Genomic DNA, 17,552 nt, shown 5'->3' with positions numbered 1-17,552 from the left:
TAAGAAGGCTAAAATAATGACTAGATCTTTCCCTGGATATGCGCGCCTGGTACTTGCTACGTCGGTATTGGCAGTAACGTTGGGTGCAAATTTTGGAGCAGCTGCGGAAGACGCGCCTCCGAAGGAAATTCGAATCGTGACAGAGGGTGGCTTTGTTCCTTGGAATTACACTAAACCTGATGGAACACTTGCTGGATTTGAGATTGATCTTGCGAACGATCTCTGTAATCGCATGAAGGTGAAGTGCACAATTTCAGCTCAATCATTTGATAGTATGATTTCTGCACTGAATGCTGGTAAGTTTGATGCCATTATAAACGATATGGCGGTTACGCCTAAGCGCGAGTTGGTTATTGATTTTTCCGTTCCCTACGCTGCCTTATGTTATACGTTTGGTACTCTGAAGGAGGGGGATTTGGCAGCGAAATTACCAGCGCAAGACAAGAGGGTCTCTTTGGCAGATGAAGCAGCTTCTACAACAGCGCTAGCTGAAGTAAAAAGCGCTCTAAGCGGCAAAACGGTAGGTACACTTTCCTCTGGAACCTCGGTCGAATTTGCTAATACCTACTTAAAGGGTGTTGCTGTGAGACAATACAAAAGTCCGGAAGCGCGGGATTTAGATATGCTCGCGGGTCGGGTGGATGCCGTGATTGGTGCTAAAGACTCTTTATTGGGCACAGCTGCAAAGCCCGGCAACGAGGGCATGGTGCTCGCTGGTCCGTGTTTTCACGGAGGCGTGGTCGGGAAAGGTGCTGCAGTTGGTTTGCGTAAAGGTGACACGCAGCTTAAAGCAATGTTTGACAAGGCGATTTTAGAAGCACGAGCGGACGGTACAATCAAAAAATTATCGGAGCAGACGTTCCACATGGACGTGACACCGATCGATTGACTTTTTGCATCTGTCCAAGTCTGTTGGTGCTGATTGAACTCGTCATCCTGGAGGTTGAAAGTTGACCTGGGAAGGAATGCTAGTTCTTACATTATTGATTGTGGATAAACTAATCAGCGGATTTCCACTGACAGACGCTACCGCGCGTGGACATGCAGTAGGGTTGAGACCGAATACACCAACCTCGTTCGCAGTGCTGCTACTGCAGACCGGTGCCCGACGACTGAGGCTAACCTAGGCGACGGTCTGTTCGACGCTCCTCGGTACTTAGCCGCGAACGGTCGTTGGGGGATTGGCTCTGACAGCAATATCAGCGTGAACCCTTGGTCCGAACTGTGTCTGCTTGAGTATGGCCAGCGATTGCTACACCGACGTCGCAACGTACTGGCCGAGGTCAATGCGCCAATGATCGCCGACCGGCTGTTCAGTCAGGCGGTGATCGGCGGCGCCGCAGCAACCGGCCGGCGGGTAGTGGGTTAGCTGTGGGGCAGCGCGCCGACTTTGTTGTGGTCGACCGTGATGCGGCCAATTTCGACCGGAACAATCCGCGGCAACTGCTCTTTGCGCTGGTGTTCTGTAAGCATGGCGGTAATCCGGTTCGGGACGTTTTCGTCGGCGGAAAAAAGTCATCAATAACGGCCAACATGCTTCGCAGAGTAACGCACTGCACGACTACCGCACTGCCCTTGCCGTATTGTTGAAGGAGGCTGTATGAGTGACGACGTAGTATTCACCGTGCAACAGGGTTTTGGTCCACTGCTGATCTCCATGCCGCATGCGGGAACTCAACTTCCCGACGACCTATGTCACCGATTCAGCCCTGTCGGGCTTGCCGTGGATGACACGGACTGGCATATCGAATCGCTATATGACTTTGCCACCGAATTGGGTGCATCTGTCCTACGACCAGTGTATTCGCGGTATGTAATCGACCTCAATCGCCCGGCCGATGGTGAAAACCTGTACCCCGGCCAGAACACTACCGGGCTATGTCCGCTCACAACATTTGACGGCGTGCCCTTGTACCTTGATGGACAGGCGCCAGACGAGGCGGAAATAACACGTCGCCTTTTTCGTTATTGGTGGCCATACCATCGCGCTTTGCAGGCAGAGCTCGATCGAATCAAAGCCGCCCACGGCTATGCATTGCTATGGGATGCCCATTCGATTCGATCGGTTATCCCCCATCTGTTCGATGGAGAACTTCCGGTGTTCAACTTCGGAACGGCAAACGCAACCTCGTGCGCCGCGGGCATTTCCGAGGCCTTACTGGCCTCCGCCAAGGACTCTGCGCCGGACTTGTCCGCGGTGTTAAACGGTCGCTTCAAGGGCGGCTACATCACTCGCGCCTACGGCAACCCTGCGCAACAGGTGCATGCAATTCAGCTTGAGTTAGCGCAGCGAAGTTATATGCAGGAGGTTGCACCCTATGCGCTGAGCGAGAGTTTAGTTGCTCGGTTGAAACCGGTGTTGGCTGCGCTTGTAGATCAGTTCATGGGTTTCAAGCCAGGCTAAGTCGGACCTGCTGATGACGGGTTCGTTGCAATGTTAGGTATAAAGCCGCTGAGCGGTCCAAGATCTTGCGCCCTAGAGTTTCCCCAAGTACGCGAAATAGCGCTACGCCGCTCGGCAGCCGGCTTCCCGTTATCGCCACGCAGAACTATTCATAAATAGAGAGATATAGATGAGTCAGGTTAACGTTTTGCGCGCGGCTAATTATCCGCGTATGTGCTGGAAAAACGGCGGTGGAAGCACCGAAGAAATTGCACGCGATACCGGTGATGACTTGGACAGCTTTGGGTGGCGTCTGTCGATTGCCGATATAGGTAAGTCGGGCGGATTCTCTACCTTTGCGGGTTATCAGCGGGTCATATCGGTGCTGCAGGGCCAGGGCATGACGTTGCGGCTCGATGGGCAGGATACACGACCACTTTTACCGCTGGACCCATATGCCTTCAACGGTGAGTGTGAGGTTTACTGCGCGCTGCTTGGGGGGCCGATTCGTGACTTCAATCTGATATATGCACCCGAACGCTTCAGCGCGAGGTTGCAATGGCTTGAGGGTAAACAGCGGTTTTTTAGTACGTCGAGTACGGTATTGATCTTCAGTGTGGCTGAGCACACCCAAGTCAAGTTGGGGAATGTCACGCCTGAATTTTTGGGGCGACATGATTGTCTGCTATTTGACCGTAACAGTGAATTGCATGAAATTGCTGTCACCGGTCGGTGCTGTGTGATCGAGTTGACTCCGCGCTGATCGGATGGATATGCCAGAACTGTAGTTTAAGGAAACTCAGAATACGTCAAAAAATATGCTGAAGTATTCCCTTAGCACCTTATACGAGCAGCCCGTTAGCCAGACAATGCGTCGGAAAATTCAAGCAAACACGCCGAGAACGATTCCTCGCCGAGATGGATCAGATGGTGCTCTAGAGGTGTCTACTAGTGTTGAACTGTAATGCCCAAAGACCGGTGATGGTCGAAAACTCTATCCACTGCGGAGCATTCGTATCCTTTCGGCGAAGTCATCTACTCAACCCTGCAATGCCAAGACATGGTGTGCACTTCATTTAACTGGATACTTCTTCTAGCCCTTATAAGTAGATTTCTCATCCCCTAACTCACCCTATTCCTTTGGTGCGCTACCTAATTGAATACGCTGCACAGCCAGTGGATCTGAAGCAAACTATGAAAACTAATGGTGATCCGATGACTTGCCTTATTTGTTCTGGTTCCGCAGATCGTATCCAGTGCGAAGGGCCATGGGAAGAAAGAGACTGCTCAGTTTGTGGACATTATAGGGTTTCCGATGAGCTCTTATTGATGCTGATGGAGCAGGGGCAAATTTTCGATGTGGACAAAATGAAGGCTTGGCTTACTGACAGGCACGAGGATGGAGTCACCCTTTCCATAGATATTTATAATGCGCTGCTGGTGCTTTAAGTGGTTAGAAGGCTAAAGCTTCTGCCGTAGACACCATGTAGGCAGATACCTTTACCGGACGCATACAAAAAAGCTGCATACTCAACTGTTGCCAAATAAGTTCTTCCTCAGCGATCCGGCTCTGGTGATAAACCCTTTATGAAATCTCGCCATTGCGTCAGATTCACGCATCTGAATCTTAGCTCGAGATTCACAGAAGACGCCACATTATGAGTTTTCGGGACTTGCGGGAAATGCATAAATTGGCGCCGGCGATCCTTACGATCATCAACGATTATTTGGTGGCAAAAGGTCTATCACGGGCGAGCAATTTGCCGGTATTGAAGCGATTCAGGCATATCATGCCATTTCCAACAAAACCTAACGGTGACGCCTATAAGAAGACAGTTGATGACACCAGGAGGCATAGGCCTCAACGTATAAACACTTTTCTACGCATAGATGACCGGTCACCTGCTTCTAGACGAGCCTCTCCTCCGTCTGGCATAGCATCGCACATAGCTTCCAGTAGAGCTGTAACTAGAAAAGCGCTAGAAACGCTGGAATCGAAAACCAGCGACGAACAAATGCGAGATGAAAGACTGAAGTCTGGAACGAGTCCTTGAGTAGGGAACGCGGGATCGGAAATTACAGCAAGACTGAGACCACTCTGCCTGGCGAATTGAAGTGCTTGTATTGTTTCGCGAGGATACAGTGGCATGGCAAAACAAAGAACACATGTGGCTCCCGCGCCCGCTGCCTGCTCAATCTGGTCTTCGGCAAGCGAACCACCATTAGTTATGAGCCGAACATCCGGGTGGACTTTAGCTGCAAAATAACCAAACTGAGTTGCAAGTCCCGCGGATGCACGGAGTCCTAAAACCACGAGTGGAGCGGATCCTGCGAGCGCGCCACCTAACTCTCTTATTTGGCTCATGTCCTCTAGTTGCTCTGACAGCTCTATGAGATTGCGTGCTTCTGCCGCAGCGGCGACCTGATACTTGTTGGCATTGTGAGTATTGGTGTTTGCCGTTGGGGAGGGTTCAGTGAGAGAACGAAGAGCACGCCGCATCTCTTGAAAGCCATCGAAGCCTAATGCTACTGCGAAGCGAGACACTGATGGCTGACTTACATTCGCCAGTTGGGCTAACTCCATACTAGTCAGATAACCTACGTCGGCGGCATGCTGCACCAAAATCTGCGTGATTCGGCGGTGAGCAGGAGTAAGGCGCCGGCCTTCAAGCCTTCGTTCAAGCTCGTTACGCAGTACCGTAGGATCAGCGGCAGCTTGAGGTCCTGGCGCATCAGACTTATTTTTCGGATTTCGAGCTCTGACAGCCAAGGTTGTCTCCAAGTTTGAGGGTAAATATTAGTAAGCTTGGCATGTTACTCGAAGGCGGAGCAAGATTGGTACCGCAAGTACACGATGACAAGACCACTAGACTTAGTTTTTTGCAAAAAATTGTGCCCCGACTTCACCATAGCATCATGCCGGTGAAGGACGGGGCGCTACGTGCGATCTATGAGCTAGGACCGCATCGCCTATTACTGAATGTAAATTTTCACGCTTTAGTCAAGATTCCGGCAATAGCCGCAACTTCCTCCGGCTGACGGTGAGGGAAGGCGACGCCCAGATTCCATGGGAAAATGAAGTGAATCCAGCGATGCATACGAATTACGTAGGTCATCATAGAGCCAGTGAGCTGGACGTATTCTTCTTTGGATTCCAAGGTGTCGAGGGCATCGCTATACATCTGCCCTACCTCATGCATATTCGTCAGACCCAAGTCAGTCATGAACTCGAACACGTTAAACGTACCGGTCAGAAACTCACGAGTCATCTTAATGAGCGTCTGAAGCTCTACATCCGGATACTGAGAAACCTTGAGAAAGCGATAGGTAACGTCTGCGCCTACCAACATCAAATACGCTTCGAGGTGGACCAGGACGCTAAAAGATTGTTGGCCGCTGCCGGCGCCGCTGTCGATGATGCCCCAGCGGATTTTCTGAATTTCTTCGGGTTCTGACAGCCATACGCGTTCGACTTGGCGATCAATCACCGCTTTCGCTTCGCGCCAGTTACCTTCAAATTTCTTAATGCCGGACATTATGAAGCCCTCCGAACGGTGATGTTGATGACACTCCGGCGCGGTTCGGTGATCGTCTGTGCGAAGACAAACTCGCCGAGTTTCTCCAGCGCTGGCAGGTCACTATCGAGAACTTGCCCGAATTTGTTGACTAGCGCGCTTTCAGTGATGGCGCCGTAGGTCAGGCAGATTGTTTGGCCTGGAGCGTACAGGTACACAGCGCCGGGCGAACGTTTCACCATATTCGACTTCCCCAAATGAACAATCTTGGTTGGCATCCAAATGGCCTCGCCAGAAATGACGACGTGGCCAAGCACGGAGTCAAGTGGCAATTGCTCAAGAACCTGTGCGATGACGTCAGGGTTTTCTTGGTTAAGCAGTTGGACACGGAACTTAATGTCCGGGCCCGGCGCGTGAAACTCGAGCAGGTTGGTTGACATGGGAACTCCATCGTTCTGAAAGTTTTTATTTGCGTTGCGAGACAAAGAATAAAACATTTCATTCAGCTGTGCAACGATTCTGACGAATGGAGGTGTTTGATAGGTTTGCGCAGTCGTTTCTTCAGTCTTTAACCCTTATAGAACGTGGCCTCTAGGAGATTCTTAACAATTCTTCACTTGCTGTTGAATGAAAAAATACATTCATGTATATTTCATTCATCGTTCATTCAGTCAAAGGGGAAATCGGCATGATTAAGCTAACACCTGGCAAACTCACCTTGAGCCAGCTGCGCCGTATTGCGCGTGAAAACGTCTCTCTCGAGCTCGACCCGGCCAGCTTCGATGCTATCGAGGCGGGTGCTCGCACCGTTCAAGCAATTGTTGCCAAAGGGGCACCTGCGTACGGCATCAACACAGGTTTTGGCTTGCTGGCAAGCACGCACATCCCTAGCGACCAGCTTGAGTTGCTTCAGAAGAATCTAGTGCTGTCACACTCGGTCGGTGTGGGTGAGCCAATGCCACGACCGGTGGTTCGTCTTTTGATCGCGCTCAAATTGTCCAGCCTTGGCCGTGGCAACTCTGGTATCCGTCTGGAAGTGATGGAAGCTATGGTCAAGCTCTTCAATGCTGACGTGCTTCCTGTAATTCCGGTGAAAGGCTCCGTAGGCGCCTCTGGTGACCTGGCTCCTCTTGCCCACATGTCAGCCACGCTGATCGGATTCGGTGAGGTGCATGTGAAAGGTGAGCGCATGAGTGCTCTCGATGGATTGAAACTTGTCGGGCTTGATCCGCTTACATTGCAAGCTAAGGAAGGGCTCGCGCTGCTTAACGGAACCCAAGCATCCGCTGCTCTTGCAATACAGAATCTGTTTGCGATTGAGGACCTATTTAGCACCGCTCTCGTTGCAGGTGCGCTGTCGGTCGACGCTGCGATGGGTTCAGTTGCACCTTTTGATCACCGTATTCATGCGCTTCGAGGTCATCAAGGTCAGATTGATGCTGCTGCAGCTTACCGAACTCTTCTTAACGGCTCTGAGATTAACCTGTCGCATGCTGATTGCGAAAAAGTGCAAGACCCGTACAGCCTGCGGTGTCAGCCTCAAGTTATGGGGGCTTGCCTCGATCAGATTCGGCATGCCGCCAACATACTGCTGATTGAAGCGAACGCGGTTTCTGATAATCCGCTGATCTTTCCAGAAACTGGAGAGGTTATCTCAGGAGGTAATTTCCACGCTGAGCCAGTGGCTTTTGCTGCGGATAACCTAGCTATCGCTGCCTGTGAAATCGGATCGATTGCGGAGCGTCGTATTGCACTTTTGATTGATGCAACGCTTTCTCGTCTGCCACCATTTTTGGTCAAAGATGGCGGTATCAATTCTGGGTTCATGATTGCTCATGTTACTGCTGCCGCACTTGCCTCAGAAAATAAGTCACTTGCGCATCCAGCTTCTGTCGATTCAATCCCTACCTCCGCTAACCAGGAGGACCACGTATCCATGGCGACATACGCCGCCCGTCGCTTGACCGATATTGCTGATAATGTGGCGCACATTCTAGCCATTGAGCTTTTGGCTGCAGCTCAGGGCGTGGACTTGCGTGCTCCTCATAAGACTAGCCCGACACTCCAATTGGCGATGAAAACAATCCGTCAAGAAGTCGCTCATTATGACGCTGACAGATACTTTGCTCCTGATCTTGTGGCAGCTTATTCATTGGTGCGAAACGGCAGTTTTGCCAAGTACTCACCTTACCCTTTTGCTTCGGCACTGTAAGCAATATAGCTAACAGCTATTTGCTATATGGCGGGTGGGAAGTTGCTAGTTAAGCCTGTAGTGAATAGCTTCGGCGTCTTGGAGGACTGCAGACTTTTGTGCTGGTCATATTAATTTGATTGGGTGTCTGCTGTTCGTTTGACTAATTCGAACATGCCACGGATGGCGGCGGGAAGGTTTAGCAGCCTTACGCTGGTAAGTATAAGTGCGCGTTGCCTTTAAACTTAGGGTGTTGATAAGAAGCTTAAATTGGTGCTTCCCCAGATATTGGGTTTCTACGGCAAGGTCATAATATTGAACAGCTGATTTAAATTTTGCTTCTGTATGAGAGTTGGATGGTCCATACGCCTACTGGAAAGGCGCAAGGCTTTTCTCGATGGTGTTTATACGTCGGGCTAGGGAAGTTGACAGTCCTACCGTGCGGGATGTCGATAGAGTGTTGTGTTGCACGAATAATAACCACTCGGTAAAAATAAAAAATCTGCCATAACTTAATAAGAGGCATGTTATGAGAGTGTTAATAGCGGTAGCGGCTACGATGCTGGTTTTGGGGAGTACCTACACATTTGCTTCGGATGTTTCGGAGTCTGACTTTGTCAAAAATAGTACGCTTAGCGTACTTAACCGAAATTATTATTTTGATCGGGATTACTCGGGAGACAAAGTCAAACAGAGCCAGCGCCGTGAGTGGGCGCACGGTATTATTGCTAAGTTCAGCACCGGATATACACCCGGCATAGTTGGCTTCGGAGTAGAAACAATCGGCATGCTCGGTTTGAAACTTGATAGCAGTTCCGATCGTATTGGTACTGGTCTTCTTGCTAGCTCAGGTAATGGCGTACCTGGGGTTGATGAAGCTCAAGACGAATACTCCAAGGCGGTAGGAGCAGTTAAGGTAAAAATATCAAATAGTGTTTTAAAGGTTGGCGGTCAGATTGTCAAAAACCCCGTTTTCTCGAACGGAGACTCCCGTTTGCTTCCCGAAACGGTGGAAGGCGTGACTCTGAGTAGCACGGACATTTCAAATCTTCTCATCGAAGCGGGTCACCTAACATCATTACGTCGTAGAGATCAGACTGATCATGCCTCGGGACCTTTGGAGGAAGCTGATTATGTTGGCGGTAAATATGATTTTACCAAAGAGCTCAAAGCTTCCCTATACGCATCGAGTATACAGAACTACTGGGATAACCGTTTTGTCGGTGTTGACTGGTCACACATTTTGGATGCTGACCAGACAGTAACCCTACAATACAATGCGTATCAGCAGAAAAGTATTGGGCATGAACTAGGCGGAGATTTAGATAACTTTGCGTTCAGTCTTCAAGGCAGCTACTCCTATCTCGGGAGTACCTTTACTGTAGCTGATCAGCAAACCCGCGGTCGAGGTGCTCATATGTACCTTATTGACGGGACGGACACTCTGTACTTAGCCAACTATATTCAGATAATGGACGGTGTTAACGAAGACGAAAAATCTTGGCAGTTAAGGTATGACTTTAACTTTGCGCAAGTTGGTATCCCAGGCCTGACATTCATGACACGTTATGCGGCGGGTAACAACATCAAAGTGTCAAGTGCAGAAGATGACGGTAGAGAGTGGGAGACTGACTATCAGTTAGGTTATGTAGTGCAAAGCGGTCGCGCGAAGGGGCTGAGCGCGCGAGTTCGTTATGCCGACTATCGCAGCGACTTTAAATCAGATATAAAAGAGCTGCGTCTTATTACAGAGTACCCGCTTAACATTTTTTGATTGCGAGTAAAGCTTCGAGAGTCCCTCCACTGGCATCGAAGTATCTTTTGCCGCCCATCATTGGGCGGTTTTTTTTTAAAAATATTTGGTGGTTTTCGCATGATCTATAAGTGCTGGGTGCTGCTGGTTGAGTCTCAAGCGACTCTTTTAAGTTAGCTTGTTACTTTGTTTTCAGATATGGGTAGTGTCTCAATTTAAAAAATAACTTTAAAAAATTCGAGGTGGAAGATGGCTAAGGCCGCAGATGTTGTAGTGCAATGCTTGGAGAACGAAGGAGTTGAGTATGTTTTTGGTATTCCAGGCGAGGAGAATTTGGATCTTCTGGAGTCACTCAGATGCTCAACTATCAAATTGGTGCTGACACGCCACGAACAGTCCGCCGGATTTATGGCTTCCACATATGGTCGTCTCACGGGCAAGACCGGTGTCAGTCTCGCGACGTTAGGCCCCGGTGCAACGAATTTGGTGACTGCCAGTGCTTACGCCTATCTGGGGGGGATGCCGATGCTCATGATCACTGGGCAGAAGCCCATCAAAAAGTCTAAGCAGGGGCGCTTCCAGATCCTCGATGTGGTTGGGATGATGCGGCCGGTTACTAAATACACGCATCAGTTAGCTTCCGCGGACAACATTCCTTCTCGAGTACGTGAAGCTTTTCGCTTAGCTGAAGAGGAGAAGCCGGGCGCTGTGCATCTTGAGCTCCCAGAAGACATTGCAGCTGAGCATACGGACAACCGGCCAATCAAGCCCAGTTTGCACCGCCGTCCGGTTGCCGAGCATAAAGCTATTGAGGCCGCTGTCTGCAAGCTTAAGGCTGCGCACAGCCCGATCTTGGTTATCGGAGCTGGTGCCAACCGTAAGATCACCGCGAAGGTCCTTAGGCAGTTGATCGATAAGGCTGGGATACCGTTCGTAACCACTCAAATGGGAAAGGGGGTAGTAGACGAGCGCCATCCACGTTTCCTTGGGAACGCTGCTCTATCGGCGGGTGACTTTGTACATCGCGGTCTAGAGGCTGCTGATTTGATCGTCAATATCGGGCACGACGTAATTGAAAAACCACCATTTTTTATGGTTCGTGGTGGTACGGACGTTATCCATATCAACTTCCGATCCGCAGAAGTTGATCCTGTGTATTTTCCACAAATCGAGGTGGTAGGTGATATCGCCAACGCAGTGTGGCAGATCAGCGAAGCACTGGAGCCGCAGTCTCACTGGGATTTCAATCGGCTGATGGCCATTCGTGAGGCTAGCGAGGTCCAAGTTGCCGAAGGAGCTGATGACGATCGCTTCCCAATTTATCCTCAGCGCCTAGTAGCTGATGTCCGGCGTGCTATGCCATCTGAGGGTATCGTAGCCTTGGATAACGGCATCTACAAATTGTGGTTCGCGCGTAACTATAAGGCTCATAAGCCCAACACGGTCCTGTTGGATAACGCGCTTGCGACTATGGGGGCTGGGCTGCCGTCTGCTATGGCTGCCCACCTGGTCTACCCTGAGCGCCCAGTCGTTGCGGTCTGTGGTGATGGTGGTTTCATGATGAATAGCCAAGAGCTTGAAACCGCCGTACGCTTAAAGATGAATGTGACTATCGTCATCCTACGCGACGATGGGTACGGCATGATCCGGTGGAAACAGTCAAATATGGGGTTCGCTGATTTTGGCCTGGATTATGGAAATCCCGATTTCGTCATGTATGCCCAAAGCTATGGCGCCAATGGGTATCGGATTGACTCTGCAGAATCGTTTCTACCATTGTTGAAGAAGTGCATACGTGAACCGGGTGTTCACGTGATCGATTGCCCGATAGATTACTCCGAGAATGACTTCATTCTTAACGGTGAACTCAAGCGTCGTAGTGCACTTGTTTGATTTAAGAAAAATAGATTTGTTATTGTTATAGTTTTTTTAGATTTAGGTGCGGTCGCTTTGTTTTAAGTCGCGCACTCAACTAGTCGGCTATTTCAAGTTGACTTCTGCCACCACGAGTAATCGATAGATGTGTTGTACGAGCGATGAGTCAGGTACTAGGATCACGCGTTCAGGTCATACTCCTTTGCGCTCACCTCAACTCGATTCAATGTCGAGCGGAAAGTTGTGGTTGAGTAGTTTTCGGCTGAGTCAAAATCATACTCAGTGGCGCTCCAATGGACCGTTGGGAGTTCTCCAGTGATTGCGTGCGTTACGGCCATGTTTACGAACCTCCACGCTGAGGTGAATGATGCAGGTCATAAAATATTTAATCACTTTAGCAGTTGGTGGGGTTCTATCGGCATAGGTTGTCTTGGCAGGTGGTATGTATCTGCTTCAATTACCATTGTCTATCTGATAATAGTTAGCGACTATTTGCATGCGTTGTACATGGAAGGGAGTCAATAACATGGATAGTGGACGCTCAATACGGGTTATCGCCGTGACCGGCGGAAAGGGCGGCGTCGGCAAGACGACTGTGGCGGTTAATCTTTCATTAGCGTTGGCGAAACTCGGAAGGCGAGTCGTATTGCTAGATGGCGATCTTGGCTTGGGGAGTATCGATGTGCTGTTGGGGCTTTCCCTGCAATACACGCTTGTCGATTTAGTTGAGGGTCGCTGTGAGCTATCCGATGTAATTGTGCGCGGTCCGGGTGGGGTCCGAATTGTCCCTGCGTCTTCGGGTATTCAGTGTATGGTGCATTTGTCTCCGGCTCAGCATGCAGGCCTGATCCAGGCCTTCAGCGGCATTAGTGACAGTCTCGATGTCCTGGTGATTGACACTGCTGCGGGCATCGGCGCCTCGGTGATTAGTCTCGTCCGTGCGGCCCACGAAGTCCTGCTGGTGGTCTGCGACGAACCGACCTCGATTACCGATGCGTATGCACAGATCAAACTGCTTAATCGTGATTACGGAATGGACCGTTTCCGGGTGCTTGTCAATATGACGCACAGCCCGCAGGAAGGTCGTGCCCTGTTCGCTAAGTTGACTAAGATCACCGATCAATTCCTTGACATAGCTCTGCAGTATGTGGGATCGGTTCCGTACGATGAGTTTGCACGTAGGGCGGTGCAGAAGCAGCGAGCAGTTTATGAACACTTTCCGCGCTCCAAGTGTGCCTACGCATTTCAGAATATCGCTTTGAAGGTCGACACTTGGCCTTTGATAACTAAACCCAAAGGGCAGATGGAGTTCTTCGTTGAGCTACTCGTCCAAAATCGAAAAGGTGACATTTCTCTCTAGGCCGAATGAGTTCTGCGATTGGAGTGTCTGTGTAGAAACATTTTCAGCGCGCTTGAAGTTCAGTTTTGGACTGAAAATCGCGTTTCTACGAAAAATCCAGATCGGCTGAGCAGCTAATAATTTTTAAGTTTCGAATAGTTACGCAAACTTCAATTGTGACGAAGCGATTTTTATACACCCACGGCCGATAGCCGCCTTTCAGTATAGGCTGCTTCAGGTTAAAGCCGGACATCCGCAAGCTCCGACTTTCTCCCAGCGGTTGCAGAGCTTTCTAACCCGGCTTGCCAGAAAGGGAATGATTTAGGTACGGCCTCTCCTTTATTGTTAGGCAATGGAGCCAACATCTATGGATAGCATGCACGGCGTTTATCCGTCAGCCACAGTTCTTGTGATCGACGACACCTCCGATAACCTGATGCTGATTGCGGAGTTGCTCAAGGACAGATATCGGGTCAAAGCAGCCAACAGCGGCGAGAAAGCGCTGTGTCTTCTCCAAGGCAACCCACTTCCCGATTTGATCCTGCTAGACATCATGATGCCGGGGCTGTCTGGATATGACGTTGCGGAGCAGATCAAGTTTGACCCCCGCACTCGCCACATACCGATCATTTTCCTTACCTCCATGGCTACTACAGAAGATGAGATTCGCGGCTTTAGCTTGGGCGCTGCAGACTACATCACCAAACCGGTCATTCCCCCGGTGCTTTTGGCTAGGGTCGCGACCCAGATCAAGGTCAAAGCGGCTGCGGATTTCCTGCTCGATAAGAACGAATTTCTGGAGCAGGAGGTGCAGCGCCGGACCCGCGAGGTGACCGCTATCCAGGACGTCACTATCCACGCCATGGCATCGCTCGCCGAAACCCGAGATTATGAAACCGGTAACCACATTCGCCGTACCCAGCACTACATCCAACTGCTGGCGGAGCTACTTCGCGAGCATAAACGCTTCCACAACTTCCTTGATGAGGAAACCATCAAGCTGCTGTTCAAATCGGCACCCCTGCACGATATAGGAAAAATTGGCATTCCCGATCGCATCCTGCTCAAGCCTGGGCGTCTTACTCTGGAAGAGTTTGAGATCATGAAGACTCACACTTCATTGGGGCGCGATGCCATCCAGCACTCGGAGGATCGGTTTGGGATAGACGTCAACTTCCTTCAGTTGGCCAAGGAAATTGCCTACTGCCACCATGAAAAATGGGATGGCAGTGGCTATCCGCAAGGGTTGGCCGCCGATGACATCCCCATTAGCGCCCGGTTGATGGCCTTGGCAGATGTCTACGATGCGCTGATCAGCCGCCGTGTTTACAAGCCCGGCATTTCCCATGTGCAGGCTGTGGAAATAATCCGCGAAGGTTGTGGTTCGCATTTTGACCCAGATATCTGCGACGCCTTTCTTGTCAATGCCGAGCTGTTCCGGGAAATCGCCTGGCGGTTCGCCGACAGTGATTAGGAGATGTAAATGCAGTTGCACGATGCACCGCTCTCGGCGCCAGACACTCCTGTTAAAAGCTTCGTGCGATGGCAAATTGACACGGTGCGGTAAGATCAGCAGTATGCCATTGGATCCATTTTTTACACTCTAGCAATCCTCGGATTCTGAATGCGGTACGCGAATTTGTACTCTCGCCCTGGAGCTGGAGTGCACTGACATTAAACCTGCACCATATCGATGGTGCTCGCTGAAAGAGGGCTGTGCCGCGATGTCATCATTCGGAGAATTACCCAAGGGGGTTCATCAGATCGTCACATTGCCGTCGCCTCGACTAGGCGACCTGTGGAGTTCTATTTTCCTTGACCAGGGTATAAAAGATCAGTTGCTCGGTCAGGCGGTGGTTAATTTCACTGTCCGAAAGGTGGTCCCGCGTACCGTCCTGCCCTTGCACGGAACGATTTTGCTGGTCGGCGAGCCGGGGACTGGCAAAACTTCGCTGGCCCGAGGATTAGCTCACAAGACAGCAGAAATTTTTACCAATCAGAAGTTTTCCCTGATTGAAGTCGATCCTCATGCGTTGGGTAGCGCCATGATGGGGAAAACCCAGAAGGCGGTTTCAGACCTGTTCGGTCAGACAATCGCTGAGGCGGCGATGGTCGGCCCCACCATCGTGCTGCTGGATGAAGTGGAAACTCTTGCCGCTGACCGCAGCAAGCTCAGCCTGAGTGCAAATCCAGTGGACATCCACCGGGCTACGGATGCCGTGCTGGTTCAGTTGGATCTGCTCGCCGAGTCGCATAAAAATCTGTTGTTTATCGCTACCTCAAACTTTCCGCAGGCGGTAGATGAAGCGTTCACCTCACGTTGTGATTTGGTTCTGGAAATCCCACTCCCCAATCGCGAGGCGTGTGGGCAGATATTGACTTCCTGCCTTTCCGACTTGGGCAAGTTTTTCCCCGCAGTTGCCAAACTGTCTCAGGCCTCGGGCTTCGCTGAAGTCCTGCAAGAGGTTTTTGGCCTGGATGGCCGGGCCATTCGTAAGCTCGTTGCCAGCGCGATGACGCTTCGTAAGGAGGTCGCACTCAAGCCCGACGAGCTGAAGGTGGCAGATCTGTTGCAGGCGGCCAGAGCTTCCAAAGCAGTTCGCTTGAGGAGGAAGTCCGCATGAGTTCGGTAATCAGCCGCGTCATTCGAAGTTTGCCTCAGCGCAGCACGGCCGATACATGGAGCTTTATCGTCGATCTGCTGACCAAAGGCGAGCAGGGCGAGAAACGTGACGAACTGCTTTCCGTGTCAGGCGTTGCCAGTTCGATTATTGCGGAGCAGGCAGCGAAGGATGCTGCAATCGTGATCACATGTGACGGACCACGCACGCGGATTTACTGCCTGTATGACGATGACGCGCTTGCTGTCGGAGACGAGAAAGAAGATCGGTTTGGGCACGATGCCCTTAAGGGGGACTGGGCGGTTTCATTACCGTGTCCCGAAGACGATCTGGCTTGGGTCCAACGGGCGTTGAAAGCCAAAAGTTCTCGCATTACCGCCCGTGACATGACTCAAAGCCTAGGGGACGAGTCCTTCGGGACCCAAGCGGCGACTGACAGCGCCTTCACCGTTGACGTCGACAGGTTCTTAAAATCATGACGACCGTCTCGGTTTATTCCTATACCCAATCCGTCACCTACGTGACCGATAACATTCTCAAGAGCCTGAAAGACATTCTCCGGGTCAGCGGCCTGGATCCGGGGGGGCTAGTGGGGGATTGGGATGTCCTACATCGGGGAATCAAGGCGTGGATCGATTCCAAACATCTCGAACTAGTGATTCTCGAGATCCACCACCCGAAGACTGACGCTCTGATTATCCGGTGGGATATCGCCGTGTCGTATACCTGGGACAGTTCCGCCGGTAGCTTCTGGACCGATACCGAGCAGCTGAAGTATGCGATCAAGAAGGCTGGCGTGATGCCGTCCGATGCTTCTTACCGTGTGGTGGTCACCACTGCCAATGGCCGACCGGAGGTCTCAGGGTGGAGCACCTGCAACTTGAGATCAACCGAGGGTTTTGTACGTCAGAGCTTGGGTACCACTATTGAACACAACGGTCTGGGCGCGAATACCACCTACTGGAGAAGTACCTGATGCTGACAATCGATGAGGCGTTTCGCAAGTTCAAGAGTCGGTTGGAGCTCAACGACAAGGAGCAGAAGAACGCAAACGAGCGTCATACTGAAATTCGTGAATTCGTCCGTTCGAAGTTTTCCATCGACAACGATTTTCTGACTGGCTCCTACGCCCGCTACACCAAGACCAAACCACTAAAAGATATCGATATCTTCTTCGTGATGATGGAGTCTGAAAAGCATTACCGGAGCAAGTCCGCTGGCGTAGTTCTCGACGATTATGAAAAGGCGTTGATCGACAAATATGGGAAGGCTGCAGTCCGCCGCCAGAGTCGCTCGATCAATGTCGACTTCGGGGTCGAGGTCAAAGAGGACGACAAGACCGATTATAAAATTCTCAGTATCGACGTGGTGCCAGCGTTCGCTTGCGGTGAGGACTACGAGATTCCAGACGATGATACGGGTAAGTGGATCAAGACCAACCCCAAAAAGCACGCTGAGAAAGCCACGAACGCCCATCAGGCCTACGGCAATGAGTGGAAAGGTCTGGTGCGGATGGTCAAGTACTGGAATAACAACCCAAAGCACGGCGAGAAACCGATCAAACCCTCGTTCATGATCGAGGTGATGGCGCTGCAGTGTTTGTATGGAGGGTGGGGCGGACAGTTTGACCGCGAGCTGCAGAGCTTCTTCGCCACCTTGGCTGATCGGATCGGCGAAGTCTGGCCGGATCCGGCCGAGCTGGGGCCGCCCATCAGCAACTCAATGGACCCGCAGCGGGTGGCCAGTGCGCAGTGGGCGCTGCGTCAGGCAGCCGAAGAGGCGGGACAGGCAATCCATCTGGTGCGCCAAGGCAAGAGCGGCGAAGCCCTGAAGGCCTGGCGCGCGTTACTCGGTCCCATGTTCCCTCTGAGTTGA

17 protein-coding genes are annotated in these 17,552 nt (G+C 51.2%); 14 read left to right on the top strand and 3 right to left on the bottom strand.

The genetic code is table 11. The features are described from left to right. Positions 1–16: 16 nt before the first annotated feature. From AC07N8_RS07510 to AC07N8_RS07490, 5 genes are all read left to right on the top strand, one after another. Positions 17–889 carry a transporter substrate-binding domain-containing protein gene (locus AC07N8_RS07510; RefSeq protein ID WP_493142880.1) on the top strand — a complete coding sequence of 291 codons (873 nt, stop codon included), beginning with the start codon at positions 17–19 and terminating at the stop codon, positions 887–889. Between the two features lie 315 nt (positions 890–1,204). Next, positions 1,205–1,369, top strand: coding sequence for a hypothetical protein (locus AC07N8_RS07505; protein WP_493142878.1), 165 nt, complete (start codon positions 1,205–1,207; stop codon positions 1,367–1,369). A 231-nt stretch (positions 1,370–1,600) separates the two neighbouring features. Next, on the top strand, positions 1,601–2,404 hold the full coding sequence (hutG, locus tag AC07N8_RS07500; protein WP_493142876.1) for an N-formylglutamate deformylase: 804 nt from the start codon (positions 1,601–1,603) through the stop codon (positions 2,402–2,404). A 169-nt stretch (positions 2,405–2,573) separates the two neighbouring features. Next, positions 2,574–3,146, top strand: a complete 573-nt coding sequence (locus AC07N8_RS07495; protein WP_493142874.1) for a HutD/Ves family protein — start codon at positions 2,574–2,576, stop codon at positions 3,144–3,146. Positions 3,147–3,577: 431 nt separating this feature from the next. Next, the gene (locus AC07N8_RS07490) at positions 3,578–3,832 is read left to right on the top strand and encodes a hypothetical protein (RefSeq protein ID WP_493142872.1); all 255 of its coding nucleotides are present in this window, start codon (positions 3,578–3,580) and stop codon (positions 3,830–3,832) included. A gap of 412 nt (positions 3,833–4,244) precedes the next feature. On the opposite strand, the gene AC07N8_RS07485 is transcribed toward AC07N8_RS07490, so the two are convergent. The 3 genes from AC07N8_RS07485 to AC07N8_RS07475 form a co-directional block, all read right to left on the bottom strand. Beyond that, positions 4,245–5,153: a MurR/RpiR family transcriptional regulator gene (locus tag AC07N8_RS07485; RefSeq protein WP_493142870.1), complete on the bottom strand. Its 909-nt coding sequence runs from the start codon at positions 5,151–5,153 to the stop codon at positions 4,245–4,247. A gap of 220 nt (positions 5,154–5,373) precedes the next feature. Next, the gene (locus AC07N8_RS07480; protein ID WP_493142868.1) at positions 5,374–5,919 is read right to left on the bottom strand and encodes a cucumopine synthase-related protein; all 546 of its coding nucleotides are present in this window, start codon (positions 5,917–5,919) and stop codon (positions 5,374–5,376) included. Then, positions 5,919–6,338, bottom strand: a complete 420-nt coding sequence (locus AC07N8_RS07475; protein WP_493142866.1) for a hypothetical protein — start codon at positions 6,336–6,338, stop codon at positions 5,919–5,921. The genes AC07N8_RS07480 and AC07N8_RS07475 overlap by 1 nt, the downstream gene beginning before the upstream one ends. 203 nt (positions 6,339–6,541) lie before the next feature. Between AC07N8_RS07475 and hutH the strand changes: the two genes are divergently transcribed. The 9 genes from hutH (at position 6,542) to AC07N8_RS07430 (ending at position 17,552) form a co-directional block, all read left to right on the top strand. After that, positions 6,542–8,110 (top strand): histidine ammonia-lyase, encoded by a 1,569-nt coding sequence (hutH, locus tag AC07N8_RS07470; protein WP_493142864.1) that lies wholly within the window; start codon positions 6,542–6,544, stop codon positions 8,108–8,110. Between the two features lie 508 nt (positions 8,111–8,618). Continuing rightward, positions 8,619–9,863, top strand: coding sequence for an OprD family porin (locus AC07N8_RS07465; RefSeq protein WP_493142862.1), 1,245 nt, complete (start codon positions 8,619–8,621; stop codon positions 9,861–9,863). 228 nt (positions 9,864–10,091) lie between these two features. Continuing rightward, complete coding sequence (locus AC07N8_RS07460; protein ID WP_493142861.1) at positions 10,092–11,735, top strand: acetolactate synthase large subunit; 1,644 nt, start codon at positions 10,092–10,094, stop codon at positions 11,733–11,735. A gap of 508 nt (positions 11,736–12,243) precedes the next feature. Further along, positions 12,244–13,077, top strand: coding sequence for a MinD/ParA family protein (locus AC07N8_RS07455; protein ID WP_493142859.1), 834 nt, complete (start codon positions 12,244–12,246; stop codon positions 13,075–13,077). A 346-nt stretch (positions 13,078–13,423) separates the two neighbouring features. Continuing rightward, positions 13,424–14,530: an HD-GYP domain-containing protein gene (locus AC07N8_RS07450; RefSeq protein WP_493142857.1), complete on the top strand. Its 1,107-nt coding sequence runs from the start codon at positions 13,424–13,426 to the stop codon at positions 14,528–14,530. Positions 14,531–14,780: 250 nt separating this feature from the next. After that, a complete protein-coding gene (locus tag AC07N8_RS07445; RefSeq protein ID WP_493142855.1) occupies positions 14,781–15,680 on the top strand; it encodes an AAA family ATPase in 900 nt (299 codons plus the stop codon). Then, on the top strand, positions 15,677–16,156 hold the full coding sequence (locus AC07N8_RS07440; protein WP_493142853.1) for a CBASS system Cap8 protein: 480 nt from the start codon (positions 15,677–15,679) through the stop codon (positions 16,154–16,156). The genes AC07N8_RS07445 and AC07N8_RS07440 overlap by 4 nt, the downstream gene beginning before the upstream one ends. Next, a complete protein-coding gene (locus AC07N8_RS07435) occupies positions 16,153–16,653 on the top strand; it encodes a hypothetical protein (protein ID WP_493142852.1) in 501 nt (166 codons plus the stop codon). Before AC07N8_RS07440 ends, AC07N8_RS07435 begins: the two co-directional genes overlap by 4 nt. Continuing rightward, the gene (locus AC07N8_RS07430) at positions 16,653–17,552 is read left to right on the top strand and encodes a CBASS oligonucleotide cyclase (RefSeq protein ID WP_493142850.1); all 900 of its coding nucleotides are present in this window, start codon (positions 16,653–16,655) and stop codon (positions 17,550–17,552) included. The genes AC07N8_RS07435 and AC07N8_RS07430 overlap by 1 nt, the downstream gene beginning before the upstream one ends.

The organism is Pseudomonas sp. GW821-FHT10C09, from assembly GCF_059415465.1.
Note: the sequence above shows the minus strand (reverse complement) of the source record. Positions and strands in the feature narration are given on the sequence as shown.